Origin of the sequence: Paraburkholderia sp. (assembly GCF_026225065.1) — a bacterium.
GTDB lineage: Bacteria > Pseudomonadota > Gammaproteobacteria > Burkholderiales > Burkholderiaceae > Paraburkholderia.
The window spans coordinates 1-18,535 of record NZ_JAMFSB010000391.1 but is presented as its reverse complement, the minus strand read 5'-3'; the positions used below and the strand labels follow the sequence as shown (position 1 = coordinate 18,535).

Annotated in this window: 19 protein-coding genes; 11 read left to right on the top strand and 8 right to left on the bottom strand. The window is 62.4% G+C overall.

The genetic code is table 11. The annotated features are described in order from the left end of the window. Positions 1-35: 35 nt before the first annotated feature. The 3 genes from phnN to phnF are packed head-to-tail and all read right to left on the bottom strand — an operon-like array spanning position 36 to position 2,097. A complete protein-coding gene (gene phnN, locus M0954_RS27345; protein ID WP_297356604.1) occupies positions 36-593 on the bottom strand; it encodes a phosphonate metabolism protein/1,5-bisphosphokinase (PRPP-forming) PhnN in 558 nt (185 codons plus the stop codon). Then, entirely contained in the window at positions 590-1,342 is a 753-nt protein-coding gene (locus M0954_RS27340; RefSeq protein WP_297356602.1) for a DUF1045 domain-containing protein, read from the bottom strand. Before M0954_RS27340 ends, phnN begins: the two co-directional genes overlap by 4 nt. Then, the gene (phnF, locus tag M0954_RS27335; protein ID WP_122158411.1) at positions 1,339-2,097 is read right to left on the bottom strand and encodes a phosphonate metabolism transcriptional regulator PhnF; all 759 of its coding nucleotides are present in this window, start codon (positions 2,095-2,097) and stop codon (positions 1,339-1,341) included. The genes M0954_RS27340 and phnF overlap by 4 nt, the downstream gene beginning before the upstream one ends. A 178-nt stretch (positions 2,098-2,275) precedes the next feature. Here phnF and phnG point away from each other — a divergent pair, with 178 nt between their 5' ends. From phnG to M0954_RS27280, 11 genes are all read left to right on the top strand, one after another. Next, positions 2,276-2,758: a phosphonate C-P lyase system protein PhnG gene (gene phnG / locus M0954_RS27330; RefSeq protein WP_297356600.1), complete on the top strand. Its 483-nt coding sequence runs from the start codon at positions 2,276-2,278 to the stop codon at positions 2,756-2,758. 23 nt (positions 2,759-2,781) lie between these two features. Next, complete coding sequence (gene phnH, locus M0954_RS27325) at positions 2,782-3,408, top strand: phosphonate C-P lyase system protein PhnH (protein WP_297356622.1); 627 nt, start codon at positions 2,782-2,784, stop codon at positions 3,406-3,408. After that, positions 3,408-4,652 carry a carbon-phosphorus lyase complex subunit PhnI gene (locus M0954_RS27320; protein WP_297356598.1) on the top strand — a complete coding sequence of 415 codons (1,245 nt, stop codon included), beginning with the start codon at positions 3,408-3,410 and terminating at the stop codon, positions 4,650-4,652. Before phnH ends, M0954_RS27320 begins: the two co-directional genes overlap by 1 nt. Then, positions 4,649-5,593, top strand: a complete 945-nt coding sequence (locus tag M0954_RS27315) for an alpha-D-ribose 1-methylphosphonate 5-phosphate C-P-lyase PhnJ (protein ID WP_122158408.1) — start codon at positions 4,649-4,651, stop codon at positions 5,591-5,593. The genes M0954_RS27320 and M0954_RS27315 overlap by 4 nt, the downstream gene beginning before the upstream one ends. 8 nt (positions 5,594-5,601) lie before the next feature. Beyond that, entirely contained in the window at positions 5,602-6,372 is a 771-nt protein-coding gene (gene phnK / locus M0954_RS27310) for a phosphonate C-P lyase system protein PhnK (protein WP_122159549.1), read from the top strand. Between the two features lie 8 nt (positions 6,373-6,380). Next, complete coding sequence (phnL, locus tag M0954_RS27305) at positions 6,381-7,148, top strand: phosphonate C-P lyase system protein PhnL (RefSeq protein WP_122158407.1); 768 nt, start codon at positions 6,381-6,383, stop codon at positions 7,146-7,148. A 36-nt stretch (positions 7,149-7,184) separates the two neighbouring features. Then, on the top strand, positions 7,185-8,318 hold the full coding sequence (locus M0954_RS27300) for an alpha-D-ribose 1-methylphosphonate 5-triphosphate diphosphatase (RefSeq protein WP_123388169.1): 1,134 nt from the start codon (positions 7,185-7,187) through the stop codon (positions 8,316-8,318). A gap of 68 nt (positions 8,319-8,386) precedes the next feature. Then, on the top strand, positions 8,387-10,198 hold the full coding sequence (locus M0954_RS27295) for a DUF3592 domain-containing protein (protein ID WP_297356596.1): 1,812 nt from the start codon (positions 8,387-8,389) through the stop codon (positions 10,196-10,198). Positions 10,199-10,322: 124 nt separating this feature from the next. Then, on the top strand, positions 10,323-10,664 hold the full coding sequence (locus M0954_RS27290; RefSeq protein ID WP_133893489.1) for a hypothetical protein: 342 nt from the start codon (positions 10,323-10,325) through the stop codon (positions 10,662-10,664). A 122-nt stretch (positions 10,665-10,786) separates the two neighbouring features. After that, positions 10,787-12,088: a ribosomal protein L7/L12 gene (locus M0954_RS27285; protein ID WP_297356595.1), complete on the top strand. Its 1,302-nt coding sequence runs from the start codon at positions 10,787-10,789 to the stop codon at positions 12,086-12,088. Between the two features lie 65 nt (positions 12,089-12,153). Next, positions 12,154-12,891 carry a hypothetical protein gene (locus M0954_RS27280; protein WP_147467161.1) on the top strand — a complete coding sequence of 246 codons (738 nt, stop codon included), beginning with the start codon at positions 12,154-12,156 and terminating at the stop codon, positions 12,889-12,891. Between the two features lie 57 nt (positions 12,892-12,948). Here M0954_RS27280 and M0954_RS27275 read toward each other — a convergent pair whose 3' ends face one another. The 5 genes from M0954_RS27275 to manD all read right to left on the bottom strand — a co-directional run bounded on the left by M0954_RS27275 (position 12,949) and on the right by manD (position 18,429). Next, complete coding sequence (locus M0954_RS27275; protein WP_297356593.1) at positions 12,949-13,773, bottom strand: TIGR04222 domain-containing membrane protein; 825 nt, start codon at positions 13,771-13,773, stop codon at positions 12,949-12,951. Then, the gene (locus M0954_RS27270; RefSeq protein WP_122158400.1) at positions 13,770-14,603 is read right to left on the bottom strand and encodes a GntR family transcriptional regulator; all 834 of its coding nucleotides are present in this window, start codon (positions 14,601-14,603) and stop codon (positions 13,770-13,772) included. Before M0954_RS27270 ends, M0954_RS27275 begins: the two co-directional genes overlap by 4 nt. A 107-nt stretch (positions 14,604-14,710) precedes the next feature. Further along, positions 14,711-16,000 (bottom strand): MFS transporter, encoded by a 1,290-nt coding sequence (locus M0954_RS27265; protein ID WP_122158399.1) that lies wholly within the window; start codon positions 15,998-16,000, stop codon positions 14,711-14,713. Positions 16,001-16,090: 90 nt separating this feature from the next. Beyond that, positions 16,091-17,128 carry an L-idonate 5-dehydrogenase gene (locus M0954_RS27260; RefSeq protein WP_297356591.1) on the bottom strand — a complete coding sequence of 346 codons (1,038 nt, stop codon included), beginning with the start codon at positions 17,126-17,128 and terminating at the stop codon, positions 16,091-16,093. 92 nt (positions 17,129-17,220) lie between these two features. Continuing rightward, entirely contained in the window at positions 17,221-18,429 is a 1,209-nt protein-coding gene (gene manD / locus M0954_RS27255; protein WP_297356590.1) for a D-mannonate dehydratase ManD, read from the bottom strand. Positions 18,430-18,535: the final 106 nt, after the last annotated feature.

Here is an 18,535-nt window from a genome sequence, read left to right as displayed (position 1 = left end):
AATGGTGGCCACTATAGTACGCCCTTGCTGCGAGATCAAAGTCCGAAGGCGACTGCGCCGCGCACCACTTCGACGAAGGCACAGCCGGCGTCTTCGAGCGCGCCGGAGTTGTCGATCATGGTCATGTGCACGCCTTCTGGCAGTGAAAACGGTGCCCGCCGCGCGAGACGTGCCGCGACCTGTTGCGCGCTCTCGCGTGCCCGTGCGCCGAGACGTGTTTCAAGAACGTGAGGCGCGGCGTCGATATGAACCACTTCGACCGACGGATAACGCTCGAGCGTTTGCTGCAGATGCTGGCGCGAGCCGTTAATGACCACGGTGCATCCCTGCTCGAGCCACGCGTCGAGTTCAATGCCGATGCCGTAACGCAGTCCGTGGCTCGACCATTCGAGCGCAAAGAGGCCATGGGCGGAGCGTACTTCGAACTCCTCAAGGGTCAGCTCGACGTGGTCTTCGCCGTTGCCACTGGCCCGCGTAATGTAACGATGCGCAAACAGGATCGGCTCCCCTACGACCCGCTTGCGGGCAAAGCCCAGCAGCGAATCTTTGCCCGCGCCGGATGGGCCCATCACGTAGATCAGACGGCCATTCACTGTTGCTCCACTCCCTCAGTCTGAAACGGCAGACGCTGCCACAGCACGAAGGGTTCGCCAGGCACCGGTTCGACGAACAGCGCCACACTATCGACCATCAGCGGACCTAGCGCGGCAATTCTGTCATGCCACCACGCGACAAGCACCGCGCGTTCGTGCGCGGCTTCGAGCGAACTGGACAGCGTCATGTGAAAACGGAACTCGTCGAACACATAGGGGTAGCCCCATTCGACGAGCAGATCGCGCTGGCGATCGGTCAGCGGCGTAGCGAGACGGCGCGCCAGATCTGCCGCGGACGGTTTGGCGCGCAAACCGCCAAGCGTGCGCAGAGCGCTCGAGGCCAACTCACGCATGCAGGCTTCACCGTTAGGCTCAGCCGGCCGCAGCGCGACAAAATCGCCGAGCGTGGCGGCTTCCACCGGCAAGATAAAGGGGTTTCGCTGTTGCGCCCAACGGCGCGCATCGTCAAGCACGCCGCTCGGCGTGACGCCGTCAGCAAGCCGAAAGGGAGCGACCAGCGTGCCGTGCCAGCCGTAGCGGCGCGGCGCTTTAGTCAGCTCGCTGATGGTGCGCGTAAGCGCCACCGGTTGCGGCGGTGTGTAAGAAACACCGCTCTCCACATCGCCGCCGAGCCATTCGGAACCGGCCAGCCACCATGCGGAATCGCGCGACGGCGCGTAATACACCGCGAAACGTGCCTGCCCAGACCACTCGAACACTTCGTTCGCCTCCCATGCCGCATTGCTCATACGTCGTTTTCCACCAGCAGTTGCACGCGGTCTGCAGCGAAGTGCGTCACGCCATATTTGATCGGTGTACCTTCCACGTCGACGTCGACGTTCTCGACCCACAACACCGGCTGTTGCCGATTGATATTCAGGCGCCGCGCAACTTCTGGCTCGGGCAGCACACTGCCGATGCGGCTCCATTTACGCAAATAGTCTGTCACGCCGAACTCGGCCAGCGCCTTCGTGATGCCGCCGGTGCGTTCGAGCACGTCGGGCAGATCCGCGAAACGCGCAGCCGGATACCAGCTACGCGCAAAGGTCAGCGGCACGCCGTCCGACTCGTGCATCGACTCGATCCGGTAGACCGCCGCACCGGCGCGCAAGCCAAGCGCCTTGGCGACGTTCGGTTCCGCCTTGGCCCGTGCCGCCGACAACATGGCACCCGCCGACGCGTGATGCTGCTGGCGCAGGTTCTCAGTGAAGCGCGTACGGCGGCCGATCGTATAGTCGATCGCACCGGGCTGCACAAACGTGCCGCGCCCCTGCTCCACACTCACCAGGCCGAGCGCGGCCAGTCCAAGCATGGCACGACGCACTGTGTGACGGTTGACGTCAAAACGTTTGGCAAGCTCGCCCTCACTCGGCAGGCGCCCTTCCGCGCCGAAACCACTGGCCGCGATCTCGGCGGCGAGGATCTGCTCGATCTGCCGCCACACGGCAACGCCCGCGCCCCGTTCGAGTTGCCTGCCTGGCGTAGCGGTGTCGTTCGATGTCATGGTGCTGTCATTCCCTTCAGTTCAAATATTCATTGTGACGTGCATTGTAGTGCGCAAGCCGTGATGGAAATATGAAAACACGAGCGTCCTGCAAGCACAACCATCTTACCCTTAAACGTCTAGACGTTTAGACGAATAGATGGTCAAATGTCTACTCGCTGGACCAACAGGAACCTCGATGAGCGCCTCTTCCGCCACGCCCTCCTCCGCCATGCGGCGCGCATGGATGGCCGTGCTTGCCCATACGCCGCGAGCCGAACTCGAAGCCGCACTGAGCCACGCGCTGGACGGCGCAAGCCCGCCGGAATTCGACTGGCTGCGGCCGCCCGAAACCGGTCTCGCCATGGTGCGCGGCCGCGTCGGCGGTAGCGGCGGCGCCTTCAATCTCGGCGAAGCCACCGTCACGCGCGCCACGTTGCGCTTGCGCAGCCCGGCCGAGCAGGCGCCGGTGGGCGTGGCCTGCCATCTGGGCCGCGACCGGCGCCGCGCCGAACTCGCCGCGCTGGCCGACGCGCTGCTGCAATTGCCTGAGCAACACCCGCGGCTGCACGGCCAACTGATCGAACCGCTCGCCGCACAGCTCGCCGAGAAACGCGCAAAACGGCGGCACGAAGCCGCTTCCACACGCGTTGAATTCTTCACGATGGTGCGAGGCGACTGATGGACAACCTGACAAAAAACGCGATGAACTCCTCACAGATTGCCCTCTCCACCCTCGCCCCTGGTTTTGTGGATCCGGTGCACGACACTCAAGCGGTGTTCCGTACGCTGCTCGATGCGCTATCGCGACCGGGCACGGTGGGGGTCGTTGATAACGTGCTGCCCGCATCGCAGGCATCCGGCACGCACCGCTCGCGCGCCGAACTGGCTGCTTTAGCAGCGCTGCTGACACTGTGCGATTACTCGACGCTGGTCTGGCTCGCGCAACCGGACGCTGCGCTGGCCTCGGCATTGCGCTTTCATACCGGCGCGCCGCTTGTCGACGACGTGCATGACGCTGCGTTCGCGTACGTCCATGACGCTGCCCTGTTGCCGGAACTCGAACACTTCTCGCTCGGTGCGGCGGAAACGCCGGAGCAATCGGTAACCTTGCTGATCCGCGTCGATTCGCTGACCGGTGGACCCAGCGTCGTGCTGAGCGGCCCCGGCATCGAACGCACGGCCACCATCGCGCCGGTCGGTTTGCCCGAACATTTCTGGCGCGAGCGCGCCAGCCTCGCGCCGCTGTTTCCGTGCGGCATCGATTGCTATCTCGTCTGCGGCAACACGCTGATTGGTCTGCCGCGCACAACTCATGCAAAGGTGAACTGATGTACGTTGCCGTCAAAGGTGGAGAACGCGCGATCGAAGCATCGTGGCGTCTGCTCGACAAGTCGCGCCGCGGCGATACGCGGCTCGCCGAATTGAGCGTCGGGCAGATCCGCGAGCAGTTGCGGCTCTCGGTAGCCCGTGTGATGACCGAAGGTTCGGTGTACGACGAAGATCTCGCGGCGCTTGCCATCAAGCAGGCCGCCGGCGATCTGGTGGAAGCGATCTTTCTGCTGCGTGCGTATCGCACGACCTTGCCGCGTTTCGGCTACACGCAGCCGCTCGATAGCGAAGCGATGGTGGTCGAGCGTCGCATCTCCGCGACCTTCAAGGACCTGCCGGGTGGGCAACTGCTCGGCGCGACTTACGATTACACGCAGCGTCTGCTCGATTTCTCGCTGATGGCTGACGCGCAGGCAAACGGTGGAGATGCGGCGGACGCTTCACACGGCGCCACTGCTGCGGCCGCCGCCGCTCAGCGTGTAGCGCTCAGCCATGCCAAGCCTGAATCGATGCCGCGCGTCGTCTCCCTGCTCAACAAAGAAGGCCTGATCGAGCAGGAAAAGTCCGCACCTGGCGCAGCGGAACCCGGCGACCTGACGCGCGAACCGCTCTCGTTTCCCGCGAACCGCGCGACACGTTTGCAGAATCTGGCGCGCGGCGACGAAGGCTTCCTGCTGGCAATGGGTTATGCGACACAGCGCGGCTACGCAAACTCGCATCCGTTCGCGGGCGAAATCCGTTTCGGCTCGGTCAGCGTCGAAATGGAACTCGATGAACTGGGCGAGACCGTGGAGATTGGAGAAATCGACATCACCGAATGTCAGATGATCAACCAGTTCGCCGGCAGCCGCGAGGTTCCGCCCACGTTCACGCAAGGCTACGGCCTCGCCTTCGGTCACTCGGAGCGCAAGGCGATGGCCATGGCGCTGGTGGACCGCGCGCTGCGTGCCGAAGAGCTCGGCGAAACGCTCGCGTCGCCAACCCAGGATATCGAATTCATGCTGTCGCATAGCGATAACGTCGAAGCCTCCGGCTTCGTCCAGCATCTGAAACTGCCGCACTACGTCGACTTCCAGGCCGAACTCGAACTCGTGCGCCGTTTGCGTGCGCAACATGCGGCGCAGGCTGGGGAAACAGAATCGGCTACAGAAACGACGCAAGCGAAATCAGCAGCAGAACCTGCACAAACGCCGCAAACGCGGCAACCCGCTAACGGCCACGATCAGCAGGAGCAAGCCGCATGAACGCGCCCGATCCACAACTTGACGGCGCGCCATTCGACCGCGCGGCCGAAGGCTACAACTTCGCCTATCTCGACGAGCAGACCAAGCGGATGATCCGCCGCTCGCTCCTGAAGGCCGTTGCGGTGCCGGGCTATCAGGTGCCCTTCGCTTCGCGCGAAATGCCCTTGCCTTTCGGCTGGGGCACGGGCGGAATTCAGGTGACCGCGGCGATCATTGGCCGCGATGACACGCTCAAAGTGATCGACCAGGGTTCTGACGAGACCACCAACGCGGTCAATATCCGCCGCTTTTTTGCGCGCACCACAGGCGTGAAAACCACGCGTCGCACATCGGAAGCGACGATTGTGCAGACCCGTCACCGGATTCCCGAAACGCCGCTTACCGACAGGCAGATTCTCGTCTATCAGGTGCCGATGCCCGAGCCGTTGTTCCGGCTCGAGCCGCGCACCGCTGAAACCAAGAAGCTGCATGCGCTGGCCGACTACGGTCTGATCAGTGTGAAGCTGTACGAAGACATCGTGCATCACGGTGGGATCGCTACGACGTACGACTATCCGGTGATCGTCAACGAGCGCTATCTGACCTCGCCTTCGCCGATTCCAAAGTTCGACAATCCGAAGATGCATATGAACGCCGCCCTGCAGTTGTTCGGCGCGGGCCGCGAGCGGCGCATCCATGCGATTCCGCCGTACACGCGGGTGCGCAGTCTCGACTTCGATGACCATCCGTTCGAAATCCAGCGCTGGGAGCATGCCTGTGCGCTGTGCGGGTCGAGAGAGAGCTTTCTCGACGAGATGATTGTGGACGACGAAGGCACCCGCATGTTCGTGTGCTCGGATAGCGACTACTGCCATGACCGGCGCGAACAGCAGACCGGCGACGCAGGCGAAAGCGGCGAGCCAGACGTGGCCGTCAAGCGCGCCGAAGGAGAATCCGCATGACAACGCGCATTACACCGTTGATGAGCGCACGCGCCATCACGAAGCAATACGGCGGCCGTAACGGCTGCAGAAACGTCAGCTTCGATCTGTATCCGGGCGAGGTGCTGTGCATCGTCGGCGAATCGGGTTCGGGCAAGACGACCTTGCTGAACACGCTGGCACTGCGCACTGAAGCCGATAGCGGCGCGCTGCACTACCACGCCACGCACGGCGAAAAGCTCGATTTGCTGGCCATGTCCGAACCGCGGCGCCGTTTGCTGATGCGCACCGAATGGGGCTTCGTCCAGCAGAATCCGCGCGACGGCCTGCGCAGCGGCGTCTCCGCTGGCGCCAACATAGGCGAGCCGCTGATGGCGGTCGGCGCACGCCACTATGGACAGATTCGCGCTACGGCGACGCAATGGATGGAGCGCGTGGAACTCGATGCAACGCGCATCGACGAATTTCCTGCCGCGTTTTCCGGCGGCATGCAGCAGCGTCTGCAGATCGCACGCAATCTCGTCACCGGGCCGCGCCTCGTGTTCATGGACGAACCCACCGCCGGCCTCGATGTCTCCGTGCAGGCGCGTCTGCTTGACCTTTTGCGTACGCTCACCAGCACGCTGCATCTGTCGGTGCTGATCGTCACGCACGATATCGGTGTGGCGCGCCTGCTCGCGCATCGTTTGATGGTCATGCAAGGTGGTGAAGTGGTCGAATCGGGTTTGACCGATCAGGTCCTCGACGATCCGCAACACCCCTACACGCAAACGCTGGTTTCTTCCGTCCTGCCGGTTTGAGGTTCACGATGTCATCCATCGAATCACGCGCGTCTGATCGCGTTTTCATCGACAATGCAGCGCTGATGTTGCGCGCCGTCGATATCCGTAAAACCTTCACGCTGCATGCCCAGGGCGGTGTACAGATCGATGCGCTCGCGGGCGTCTCGCTGGACGTCGAGCAAGGCGAATGCGTCGTGCTGGTCGGACCGTCCGGCGCCGGCAAGAGCACGCTGCTACGCTGCCTGTACGGCAATTATCTGGCGAGCTCAGGTTCCATTGCGATCCGCTCGGATGGGCACGATGCGCAGCACGTCGCCATTACCGGGGCGGAACCGCATGACGTGTTGCGTTTGCGGCGCAACGTGGTCGGCTATGTGAGCCAGTTTCTGCGCGTGATTCCGCGTGTGACCACACTCACGCTCGTAGCCGAACCGCTGGTGTCGCGCGGCGTCGCGGAAGATGAAGCGCGCGAGCGCGCCGCCGCGCTGCTGGCGCGCCTGAACGTGCCCGAGCGGCTGTGGTCGCTTGCGCCAGCCACGTTTTCGGGCGGCGAGCAACAACGCGTGAACATTGCCCGCGGCTTGATAGCCGGGCATCCGTTGCTGCTGCTCGACGAACCCACGGCTTCGCTCGATGCCGAGAACCGCGACGTGGTCGCCGATCTGGTTATCGAAGCGCGCGAGCGCGGCGCGGCAATTGTCGGTATCTTTCACGATGAAGATACGCGCACGAAGGTTGCCACACGCCGCTTCGAACTTCAGCCACCGCTGCGTCATCAAGCGGCGCTACACTAAGATATAAAACCAGCAGACTGACCACGGAGCATGTCGATGTTGATCAGGAACGCTCGCGTCGTAACGCGAGATGAAGTATTCACCGGCGTGGTGCGTATCGTTGACGGCAAGATCCATGACGTCGAACGCGGCACCACCTCGGCGCGCGAAGCCGAAGACTGGGACGGCGACTATCTGCTGCCGGGTCTGATCGAGCTGCATACGGACAATCTCGAGAAGCATCTGGTGCCGCGTCCCGGCGTGGAATGGAATACAGATGCGGCCTTCGTGATCCACGATGCGCAAGTGGCGGCTGCCGGCATTACCACCGTATTCGATGCACTCGCCATCGGCTCGCGTGTGAATGCCGGCATTCGTGGCCGCGATCTGCAAACGAAATGCGCGCAAGCCCTCACGCGCTTCCATGACAAGAATCTGCTGCGCGCCGAGCACTTTCTGCATCTGCGCTGCGAGATCGCTACCGCCGATGTGGTCGAAGTATTCGATTCGTTATGCAACCATCCATTGTTGCGCCTCGCTTCGGTGATGGATCACACACCGGGCCAGCGGCAATGGCACGATCGCGAGCAATGGCGCCGCTTTCAGGAACGCAATGGCAAGCTCACCGACGAGCATGTAACAACCGCGCTTGCACAACTGTCCGACGAACAGGAGCTTTACGCGGATGCGCACCGCCGCGCGATCGTCGCGCGCTGCAAGGCACTCGGTTTGCCGGTAGCGAGCCACGACGACACGCTCGTCGAACACGTCGCGCAGGCCGCCGCCGAGGGCATCGTGCTGGCGGAATTCCCGACCACCCGCATCGCCGCCGAAACCGCACGCGAATACCATATCTCCACTATCATGGGCGCGCCGAACATCGTGCGCGGCGGTTCGCACTCGGGCAACGTGTCCGCGCTCGAACTCGCCAAGGCTGATCTGCTCGACATCCTGTCGTCTGATTACGTGCCGTCGAGCCTGCTGACTGCCGTCTTCGACCTGGTCGACAAGGCCGGCTGGACGTTGCCGCGCGCCATGGCGACCGTGTCGGCCGAGCCGGCGCGTACAGCGGGGCTGCATGACCGCGGAGCGATTGCGCCAGGTCTAAGGGCAGACTTCGTACGGGTAACGATGCTCGATACATTGCCGGTGCCCCGCGCCACCTATCGCGAGGGGGCGCGGATCGTGTAGGCGGAGTGTGGGCCATGTAGCTGCCCTGTCGTTGCCCTGCAATCAGGGCGAAAGGAGATCGCAGGCCAATGATCGATGATCGCTACTCACGCCAGGAGCGGCCCCGATCGGCCGCTCTCCACCGCGAGCCGGGCTCACCATTCGCGTTCGGACTTCTGCTCCTCATAGCATCCATGTTTACGCTGGCGCCTCACTCCGCAAGGGCCGCCAGCCGATTCAACGTCGACAACACGGATGCCTGCACGCTTGCTTCAGCCGCGGTGATCCGCCCCGTCCTTACCACGCGGCCGCTGGATATAAAAAGCGAACCTGCCAAGGCGAAAGACGGTGGGTCTGCCTGCGACTGGGAGGCCTACGACAAGGGGCTGGCATCCACGGCGCGACCCGAGTTCACGCTTACCGTCGTCACCTATCGTTTGAAGGATCCCGCGGAGACCGCGAAGCTTTTTGCGGAAAGCTGGCCGGATGGACTCGTCCCCGCTGACGTGCGCACCGCAGACGCTTCTGATCAGGTCGCGCGCCCCGACCGCGACATGGTCGCGGTACGCCACGGCGGGAACGTCGTGGTCCTCAGTGCGCAAGACCAGGAAGAATCTATCAAGCATAGTGCCGGGCGCATCTATCAACTGGAAGCGCTCGCTTTTCGCATGGCCGGCGCCACGGTGCTCGGACCGACCGATCCGCGCGTCACCGAAACGGCCTGCGCGCCGATCCCCCCGCAGCACGCGCTCAGCGTCCTGACGCTCGAGCCGTCCTCGCTAAACGTCGATGGCGACGGCTATCGCTGCACGATGGAGGTCAAGGACGGTTCGCTGGATGAGACGCATTCGATTGAGAATCGTGGGGAGGCGCGGATCGAGAGCGAAGACCTCGGCACCCGCGCCGCCGCACTCGCTTACCAGAAGTACCAGACTCCTTTCCTGCTCGCCAGCACCCTCGTGCACACCGCCGACCCGGGCGACCGCCTGCTCACGAACACTTCGCAGCCCGAACAGGTCACGGTGGTTCATGGCTCCCACTATGTAGAGCTGAACGTGACGAATGTCACCTCAGATGCGAAAGCGTCACCAGGCTGGCTCTATCGTGAACAGCGTCTGGCCCTGGAAGCGGCGGGAGCCACCATCGTCCCTACCGCCGGTATGCCACCCGATCCGGTCGTTCCCGGCCCGCAGAGGAAAGAGCATGCGCCGGATGAGCAGTGGACCCCGTCGGCCTACCATCCGCCCGTCGCGTCGGCATTGCTCGCTCCGCTGATCCTGGTGATGGACCTCCTCGCCCGGCATCGCTTCTTCGTCCTTGCGGTCATGATCGTGCTGCCGTCTGTCGGCGGAGGAATTCTGGGGGCACGCGCGAAAGAAGGCCGCCGATCCGCCAAGCGGCATATCTTGTTGATCCTCGCGTTCGTAGCCTTTGCGATATTCAACATGGTAGCGGGCGAGATGGTGGCGAACACGCTCATTTACCATTTTGGTGCAGCGGGGAGCGCGACAATTACTGCCAGCGAGATGACCGACGTTCAATACAATAACCACGATGTCTCGCGTCACGACGTGCTGCTGCGTACCGCTGACGGCAAGATCGTGGAGACAAGCTTCGAAGACGATGATTTCAACGTCTATCCGTTCCATAACGCGGTCAGCTACCCGGGCAAAGGTGACAGGTTCTCGGTGCGCTACCTTCCAGCCGCGCCGTCCCATTTCGTCATTGTCGCGAACGACAACAGTCCGTGGGCGACCGGGCTTCGCTGCAACGGCCTGACCGACGACATCTACACTGCTTCCGAGAAGATGCGTTTTGCGCCAGGCAACAAAGCCTATCAGACCGCCTACCACGACGCGATCTCCACGGCACTCAACGCCGGTTGTGACGCTTCGCAATAGGGTTCCCGGGCCGACTCCTATGAGACCTGCCGCCTCCCGACTTCTCTGGTATGCCGTCCTCGCGGCCTCAGCGGTCGCAGGAGTCTATCTGCCGCAGAGGGTCGTAGACGCGGGTCTGCTTGTCATGGCGGTGCTTCTCGCTGCAGGGGTAGTCGTGACCGTTTGGTGGATTGTGGGACTGGTTCGGCGCATGTGGTGGCACCGCTGGCTCTTGAAGCACGGGACGCCGCTGCTCGGGCAGCTGCTTGAGGCACAGTTGTGGGCATCGCCGGCCATCGGTGTCGATTACGAAGGGCCTTCTCGACTGTTGGTAGAGGTCGTCTCCAATGGCAGTACCCATCGTCTGGAGCTACGCCAGACTATCGACGTGGACATGATGCCCGCGGTCGGCGACGAAGTGACCGTCCTGCTGGATCCCCGGCGGCCTCAACGGGCGCGGCTCGCTCCGTCCTGGAGCCGTGCATAGCCTGGTACAACCAGGCTTTCGTGTATCTTTCTTCCTGATTCTTCGGAAACATTTCTAGAATTGCATAAAATCGCTTAACGGTGCACCGCGCCGTTGCTGCCGCTCACACGCGCGAGGTAGACATGCAGCTGTTTGGTTCCCACAGTGCTTTCATTGTTGTCGTCGTCGTTCTCGTGCTGCTTCCGTCCATATTGCGGCGTCTCGCACGCCGCGCGGGTAAGACAGCAGGTTCAGCGAAGAGCGCGCGGCAGACTGCCACGATGACTGCACCGCTCGCCGGATTCGACGCCCCGGTCGTCGTCGAAACCACCGTTACGCAGACAAAGGGCGAGCTTGGCGTCGCCAAGGTGCTCTCGCTTTCGAGCGGGCTATCCGGACCGACGCAAGTCGAACTCGAGCTCGACGCGATCAGTGCACCGAAGCGCCGCGTCAGCGCAGAGGTGCCCGCCGGCCTGGTCCTCGAGCGGGGGGACCGGATCTATGTGCTTGTCGACCCCGGCAACAATGAAACGGTATCCATTCTTCCTGCGTCGATGACAGGCGGTCAGACGCTGCCGAAGGACGGCAATCGTCTCGACGCGCTGGTACTTGGACCGCAGATCCTGAAAGTGGGAAAGAAGGCGAAGGGAATCGTGAAAACGGCGGAGCCTCGGCCGCTCGCCAACGAGGCACTTGCCGCTCGAGGGATGAGCAAGTGGTATCTCGAACTCGAAGTGCAACCGGAACAAGGATGGCCGTACCGCGCGGAGCTGACCATTACACTCTCCACGCCGGAAAAGACCGCGCGCATCGCGCATGCAGGCGCGGAAGTCCTGTTGCGCTACGATCCGGAAGATCAGAAGACCGTAGCGATCGATTCGATCGCGATGGGGTATGGTGATCCGTACGCGTCGCTGGCTACGGTGACGGCCAGCGTCACGACGACGGGGTTTTCGATGGCGACCGGCGGCGACTACAAAGTCGTCCTGATCGACGGCGGCGACGACAAGATCCATGCGATCAAAACGCTGCGCGAAGTCCGGCCTGATCTGTCGCTGAAGGACGCGAAGGACATTATCGAAAGCCGCTGGGAAACCAGCCTCCTCGAGGGTGTATCGGAATCGCAGGCGCAAACAGTCCGCAGAATGTTCGAGAAATCGGGGGCGCATGTCGAGGTCAGGCAGGGAGACATCGCGGTGTCGAGCGGGACGGCGTCGACGGGTGGCAACTATACGGTCGTGCTGCTTGACGGCGGTAGCAAGAAGGTCAACGCAATCAAGACGCTGCGCGAGGTTCGGCCCGACCTCTCGCTGAAAGACGCCAAGGACATTATCGAAAGCCGCTGGGAAACCAGCCTCCTCGAAGGCGTGTCGGAATCCCAGGCGCAGGAAGTTCGCATGATGTTCGAGCGGTCGGGTGCACGCGTCGACGTCAGGCAAGCCTGACTGCACGAACGGATAGACTGGCTGCGCTCAATCCAGCTCACACTACGATGAACGATCCAGACTGGATGAACGAATCGAGGTCGATCGACAAGCTCGATGTATGGATCGGCTTTTTGCTCAACGATTCACTTTATATCGGCGGTCCGAATGACCGCGCGCAACTTGAGGATCCGGCGTTTAGACAGCCGCTTGCGTTACCCGATTTCCTGCCCCCCTCGGAGCGCGAGGCGAGTAGCGGCGTTGTCGCCGGACACGAACTTGCATTGGCCGAGTACTACAAACGCCTGGTGGAACAGGCCACGCAGTGCAACAAGGAATTCGACGAGATCAGCCATTACTTCTGGATGAGGATGGTGCTCCGGAACGAAGAAGACGTGTATATCTCGTTTCCCTGGTACGACACCCTCTCGGAGATGCACGGGTTCATCGAGTGGCTGGAAGATGCTCCGGACACCGACACGTTTTGCGACGTCGAACAAGGCTGGCAGCTGGACGGTTACCTGAGTGAAGGATTTGTGTACCTGCTCGAAACGAATCCGGACGCCAAGGACGATGAAACGCAACGGATTAACGTGGTCACGCCTCGAGCAGCGCTTCTGAATGCCGCGAAACAGGCCGAACGCCAGACCACACAGATCATTGCCCGCTTGACCGAAGAACTCGGCGCGGACGTCTGGACCTATTACCGGCGTGGAGTGAGGTTTGGAACCGCCACGTGGCAACCCGGCTACGCACCGGCTCCGGCACCCGTCCCAGCACCTCGGAGTCTGAAGAAGCGGATCGCCCAATGGTTTAAACGTTGATCATGCTGTATTCAACCTGCCAGCCAGAATGGAGAGCAGAGCCGTTGGCGCATCGTCTCAATCGTTATTTTCCGTGTGCGCCAGGACGGCTGGAATCCAGGCAATATCACTGCCCGCAAGCGCGTCCGGCCCGTACAATGCAACGGACTGCCCCAGCGCCTTGATTTCGAGCGCATCGCCTTGTACCGCCCGCGCAGTCCTCAGGTCGGGATGATGCTGCGTTGCGGACCATACGATGTATCGCCCTAGCGCAGTGACCCGCCTCGGTAACGCCACGATCAGCATCGCCACCACGCTAAACACGCTGAAGCGCGCCAGCCAGTCCCATGCATCGGCGGTCATCGCGAGCCCCGCTAGTGCGCCGATCGCCAACACGTTCAACACGGCAAACGGCAGCATGTTGCGCGCGTAGTGCGTCCACCAGTCTTTCGAGTCGCGTGCCCGCATATAGCCCATGGCGATCAGTTCGGCGCGTAAGCGTGCGATCGCACCAATCCGGTTAAGCCGCGATTCCACCTGCAGCACCAGATCCTTGAACACCAATGGCCGCCTCGCCACAGACAGCGCCTCACGCTCAATCGCGTCGAGCGCTTGCTGCGCTTCATGCGACTCACCACTCTCCGTCAGCACTCCGGCGATTCCCGCAACCAGCACCTTGTGACCAAGCAGACGTACCACGCCGGTCAGCGCCACCCGCGAAACACCACCGTTTAACAGGCCTAACTGGTAAGCCGAAACCTTGCCGAGCTGCATGGTCGAGCCCGCGCGCCACACCTGTCGTTCGATCCACGAGCGCAACAACATGGTCAGATACAGGGCAACGACAAAGCCGGTCCCGTACCCAACCATGACGAGACCGGTATGGAACGGCGCGGGCATCATACCGACAGCGGCACGCGCTCGGGTTCGTCCGCGTCGAACCAGTCCGGATTGCGCGCGGCAATCGGCCCGAGCGACACCAGAATCTCGCGCAGATGCCGGCGCATTGCATCCTCCGCTGCGCCGGCGTCGTGCGCTTTGAGCGCCGCGAGAATCTTCGCGTGCTGGCGGATCAACAGATCCAGCGGCGACACGTCGGGCAGGCTCAGATAACGCACGCGGTCCATCTGCGCCTTGATATCCTGGATCGTTTCCCACGCGGCCGTGCAGTCGATGGCCTGCGCGATACCGTAGTGAAACGCTTCGTCGAGTGCCAGAAACGCGGCCGTATCGTTCGATTTCGCCGCGAGTTTCTGGTCACGCAGATTGTCGGCCAGGGCCTGCAACTGCTCGTCGGTAATCGCCACTGCGGCCTTGCGGACCACGGCGGTTTCGATCGCTTCGCGAATGAAGCGCCCTTCTCGTACCTTGCGCGGCGAAATCCGCTTCACCAGCGTGCCGCGCTGTGGCAACACCTGCAGCACGCCCGTCTCCACCAGCTTGATGAAGGCCTCGCGCACCGGCTGTCGCGACACCTGGAACATGTCCGATACTTCCTTCTCTGAGAGCGGCGTACCCGGCACCATCTGACCGGCGAAAATCGCCTCGCGCAAGGCACGGAAAATCTGCCTGCTGATCGGCTCGTGGGAATCGAACGAAACGTTTTCAGTGAGATCAGGCAATGCAGCGCGCGGTTCAAGCGCTGCACCGACACGGCGGCGGCCACGTGCAGGCGTCAGCAATCCGTCGACAGGCAACGAAGGCGCGATAGCGCGGGAGTTCTTGATCGGCATCGGACAGGACGGCTGCAGAGAATGAGAGAGCACTAAACAGCGCACCAGCCGAGCTGGCAGTGCGCAACACAGCGCCCTCGGGTAATGACCGCAGGCGCCGCACGATACTACCATGCACGTTTGACCAACGCTGCGGGCCGCGGCTCGCGGATCCACACCACCGAGCAGACTGCGCCGAGGACGGCAATCGTGCCAGCAAGGACGAACGCGCTACCGTATGCGCCATGCGTCGCCTGCACGATGAAGCCCGTCACCGCCGGACCAATCACGCCGGCCAGATTCGCCAGCAGATGCACAAAGCCACCCACGCCGCCGACATGCTCACGCGGCACCGTGTCCTGGATTACGGCCCAGTAGACCGAACCGGTCGCGTACAGGAAGAAGATCGACACCGACATCAACGCAACCGCGCTCTGTGTGCTGGCGACACGTCCGGCGAGCGCCACGCACACCGCGGCCGCGGCGAGGCACACGCCGAGCACCAGCTTGCGCGACAGCAGCGGCTTGCCGGTCAGCCGCAAAATGCCGTCCGAAATGAAACCGCCCACTGCAAGGCCAACGCTGCCGAGCAGCCACGGAATGACGGTGGCGAAACTCATGTCGCGCAAGCTCAGGTGATGCGCTTCGATGAGGTAAGTCGGAAACCACGAAAGGAAAAAGAACAGCACGTAGTTGTAGGCGAAAAATGCGCAGGCAGTGGCCAGAATCACCGGCAGGCGCAGGAAATGTCCAAGACTGAGCCGCTCGCCGCCGGCATCGTGCGAAATAGCGTGTTCGTCGGCCTGCCCCGCCACGATCAGTTCGACCTCCTCACGAGCGATGCGCGGATGGTCTTGCGGATGCTCCGTCGTCGTGGTCACCCACAGCACCAGCCACGCGAGACCCAGCAGCATGATCGCCACGAACGCCCAGCGCCAGCCGAAGCGCACCGCCATATAGCCCACTACGGGGCCCGCCAGCGCGCCACCTAACGGCGTGCCCGAACTGATCACGCCGATCGCGCTCGCCACCTCCTTGCGCGGAAACCAGTTGTTGACCATCTTGCTGTTTGTCGAACTGAAGGGCCCTTCGCCCATACCGAACAGCACGCGCAACACGATCAACGAAACGATTCCGCTCGCCAACGCGGTCGCGCCGCAGAAGATCGACCACACGCCCATCGCCGTGCCGAACACAAGTTTCGCGCCAACGCGATCGGACAACAGGCCGCCCACGAAATTGAACAGCGCATAGCCGATAAAGAAGCTGCTGAATACGATGCCCATCTGCGCATGCGAAAAATTCAGGTCTTTCTGGATCAGCGGCGCGGCAATCGAGAGGGCCGCACGGTCGAGGTAGTTGATGACGCCCGCGAGGAAAAACAGTGCGACGACGAACCAGCGCTGGCTCTTGATCATGAAATGTCTCCTACGTGACGCCTCTTCGATGGGCGTTCTGGAACGGCATGCCGGAGCGCGGCAGAGATCCTGTCGCCTCCGGGGCGGAAATCAATCGAACTGCAAATGGACCTTCATCGACTGCAAACGGTCCTGCGCGACTTCAAACGCATGATTGGCCTCCTCCAGCGCGAATGCGTGGGTCATCAGCGGACGCAGATCGACCTTGCCTGAAGCGATTTCCGCGGCGGCCACCGCATATTCGTCGGTAAAACGAAATGATCCCTGATAGCGGATTTCTTTCGCCATCACCAGATTCGCGGCCACCGGCGACTGTCCGGCCGGCAGATTGCCCACCTGGATCACCGTGCCGCCGGCGCGTACCGAACGCAATGCGGTATCGAGGCCGGCAGGACTGCCCGAAGCTTCGATCACCACGTCGAAACGGCCGCGCTGCTCTGCCCACTTGTTGATCGTGGCGCCATCGACCGCACTGACCGGTTCGTCCGCGCCAAGCGAGGCGGCGATCTGCAACGCCTTGTCCGAGAGATCCACAGCTGCGACGCGATGCGCCCCGGCGCGCCGCGCCACCGCAAGCAGGATACAACCGATCGGTCCGCAGCCGATCAGCAGCACCTGCGCGCCGACCAGCGAGCCCGCTTGCCGGACCGCGTGCAATGCGACCGCAAGCGGTTCGGCCATCGAGGCCTGCGCGAAATCGACGCCATCCGGCACGGGCACGCATTGGCGCTCGGCGACGACGATGTATTGGCGGAACATGCCTTGCGTGTGCGGAAACGTCGAGGCGCTGCCCATGAAGCGCATATTAAGGCAGTGGTTCGCCATGCCCTTCGCGCAGAATCGACAGGTGCCGCACGCCAGGCCCGGATTCACGGCGACGCGCTGACCGGCAGCGAGGCCCGTCACGCCTTCGCCCAGCGCGTCCACTTCGCCGGCAACTTCGTGACCCAGTACGAACGGCTCGCGAACTGCGAAATCGCCGCTCTTGCCCTTGAAGTAATACGATAGGTCCGAACCGCAGATGCCGCCCGCGCGCACCCGCACGCGGATCTGTCCGGCAGCGGGCTCGGGCGCATCGACCTTGTCGATGCGAATCAGTTTGGGTTCGTGGAGGACGGCTGCCAGCATGGGAGACTCCGATCGGTAAAGCCGCGCGCTCAGTGCTGCGCAGCGGGAAAAACTTGATACTCAGGTGCAGCAAGTCTGTGGACAAACTCAGCTCACCAGTTCCACAACGTCCCATCTTCGAGACGCGCAACCGGCAGATAGGCAGGGTCGTAGGGATAGCGCGCGGCCAGTGCCTCGTCGATATCGACGCCGTGCCCCGACGCCTCTCCCGGATGCATCATGCCGCGATCGAAACTCCATGCATGCGGGAATACTTCGAGCGCCTGCTCGGGAAAGCCCATGTATTCCTGCATGCCGAAATTCGGCACCCAAAGGTCGAAATGCAGCGCAGCACCCATGCAGACCGGCGACAAGTCAGACGGACCGTGACACCCGGTGCGTACCTGATACAAGGACGCGAAGTCCGCAATGCGCCGCAGGTGCGTGATACCGCCCGCATGCGTGAGGGTGGCGCGGATGTAGTCGATCAGTTGCTCTTCGATCAGTTGCTTGCAGTCCCAGATGCTATTGAATATTTCGCCAACGGCAATGGGCGTCACCGTATGCTCGCGGATCACCCGGAAGCCGGCCTGGTTCTCCGCTGGCGTCGGATCTTCCATCCAGAACAGGCGGTACGGTTCAACGGATTTGCCCAGACGCGCTGCTTCGATCGGCGTGAGACGATGGTGCACGTCATGCAGCAGATGGGTATCGAAGCCGAATTTCTCGCGCACCGCTTCGAACAGTTTCGGCACGAAGTCGAGATACTTTTCGGACGACCAGCTCTGCTCTTCTACCGCGCCTTTGGTGGCCGGCTCATACATGCCACCGCCTTTAGATACACCGTACACCGAGCGCATATTCGGCACGCCGCTTTGAATCCGGATTGCCTGATAGCCGGCTTCGATATGCTCCGCGTAGCGATCGAGCGCTTCAGGAATATCGCGGCCCGTTGCGTGTCCGTAGACCATCACGCCCTCGCGAGACGCGCCACCCAGCAACCGGTATAGCGGCATGCCGGTCACCTTGCCGAGGATGTCCCACAAGGCCACGTCGACGGCGGCAATGGCGGTCATCGTCACCGGACCGCGACGCCAGTACGCGCCTTTGTACAGGTACTGCCAGATGTCTTCGATACGGCCCGGGTCGCGGCCGATCAGCGTCGGGCACACATGTTCTTTCAGATACGACGCGACCGCGAGTTCGCGTCCATTGAGCGTCGCATCTCCGATGCCGTGGACGCCCTCATCCGTGACGATCTTCAGGGTAACGAAATTACGCCCCGGACAGGTGACGACGACGTCGGCGCGAACGATCTTCATGGAGGCATCCTTGCGAACGAAGAACAGGTTGAAAACGATGCTACCATACAAGTATAGCAATTCGTCAAATTGCGGGTTTTCCCTGTATTCCTGCATAGCAAGCCCG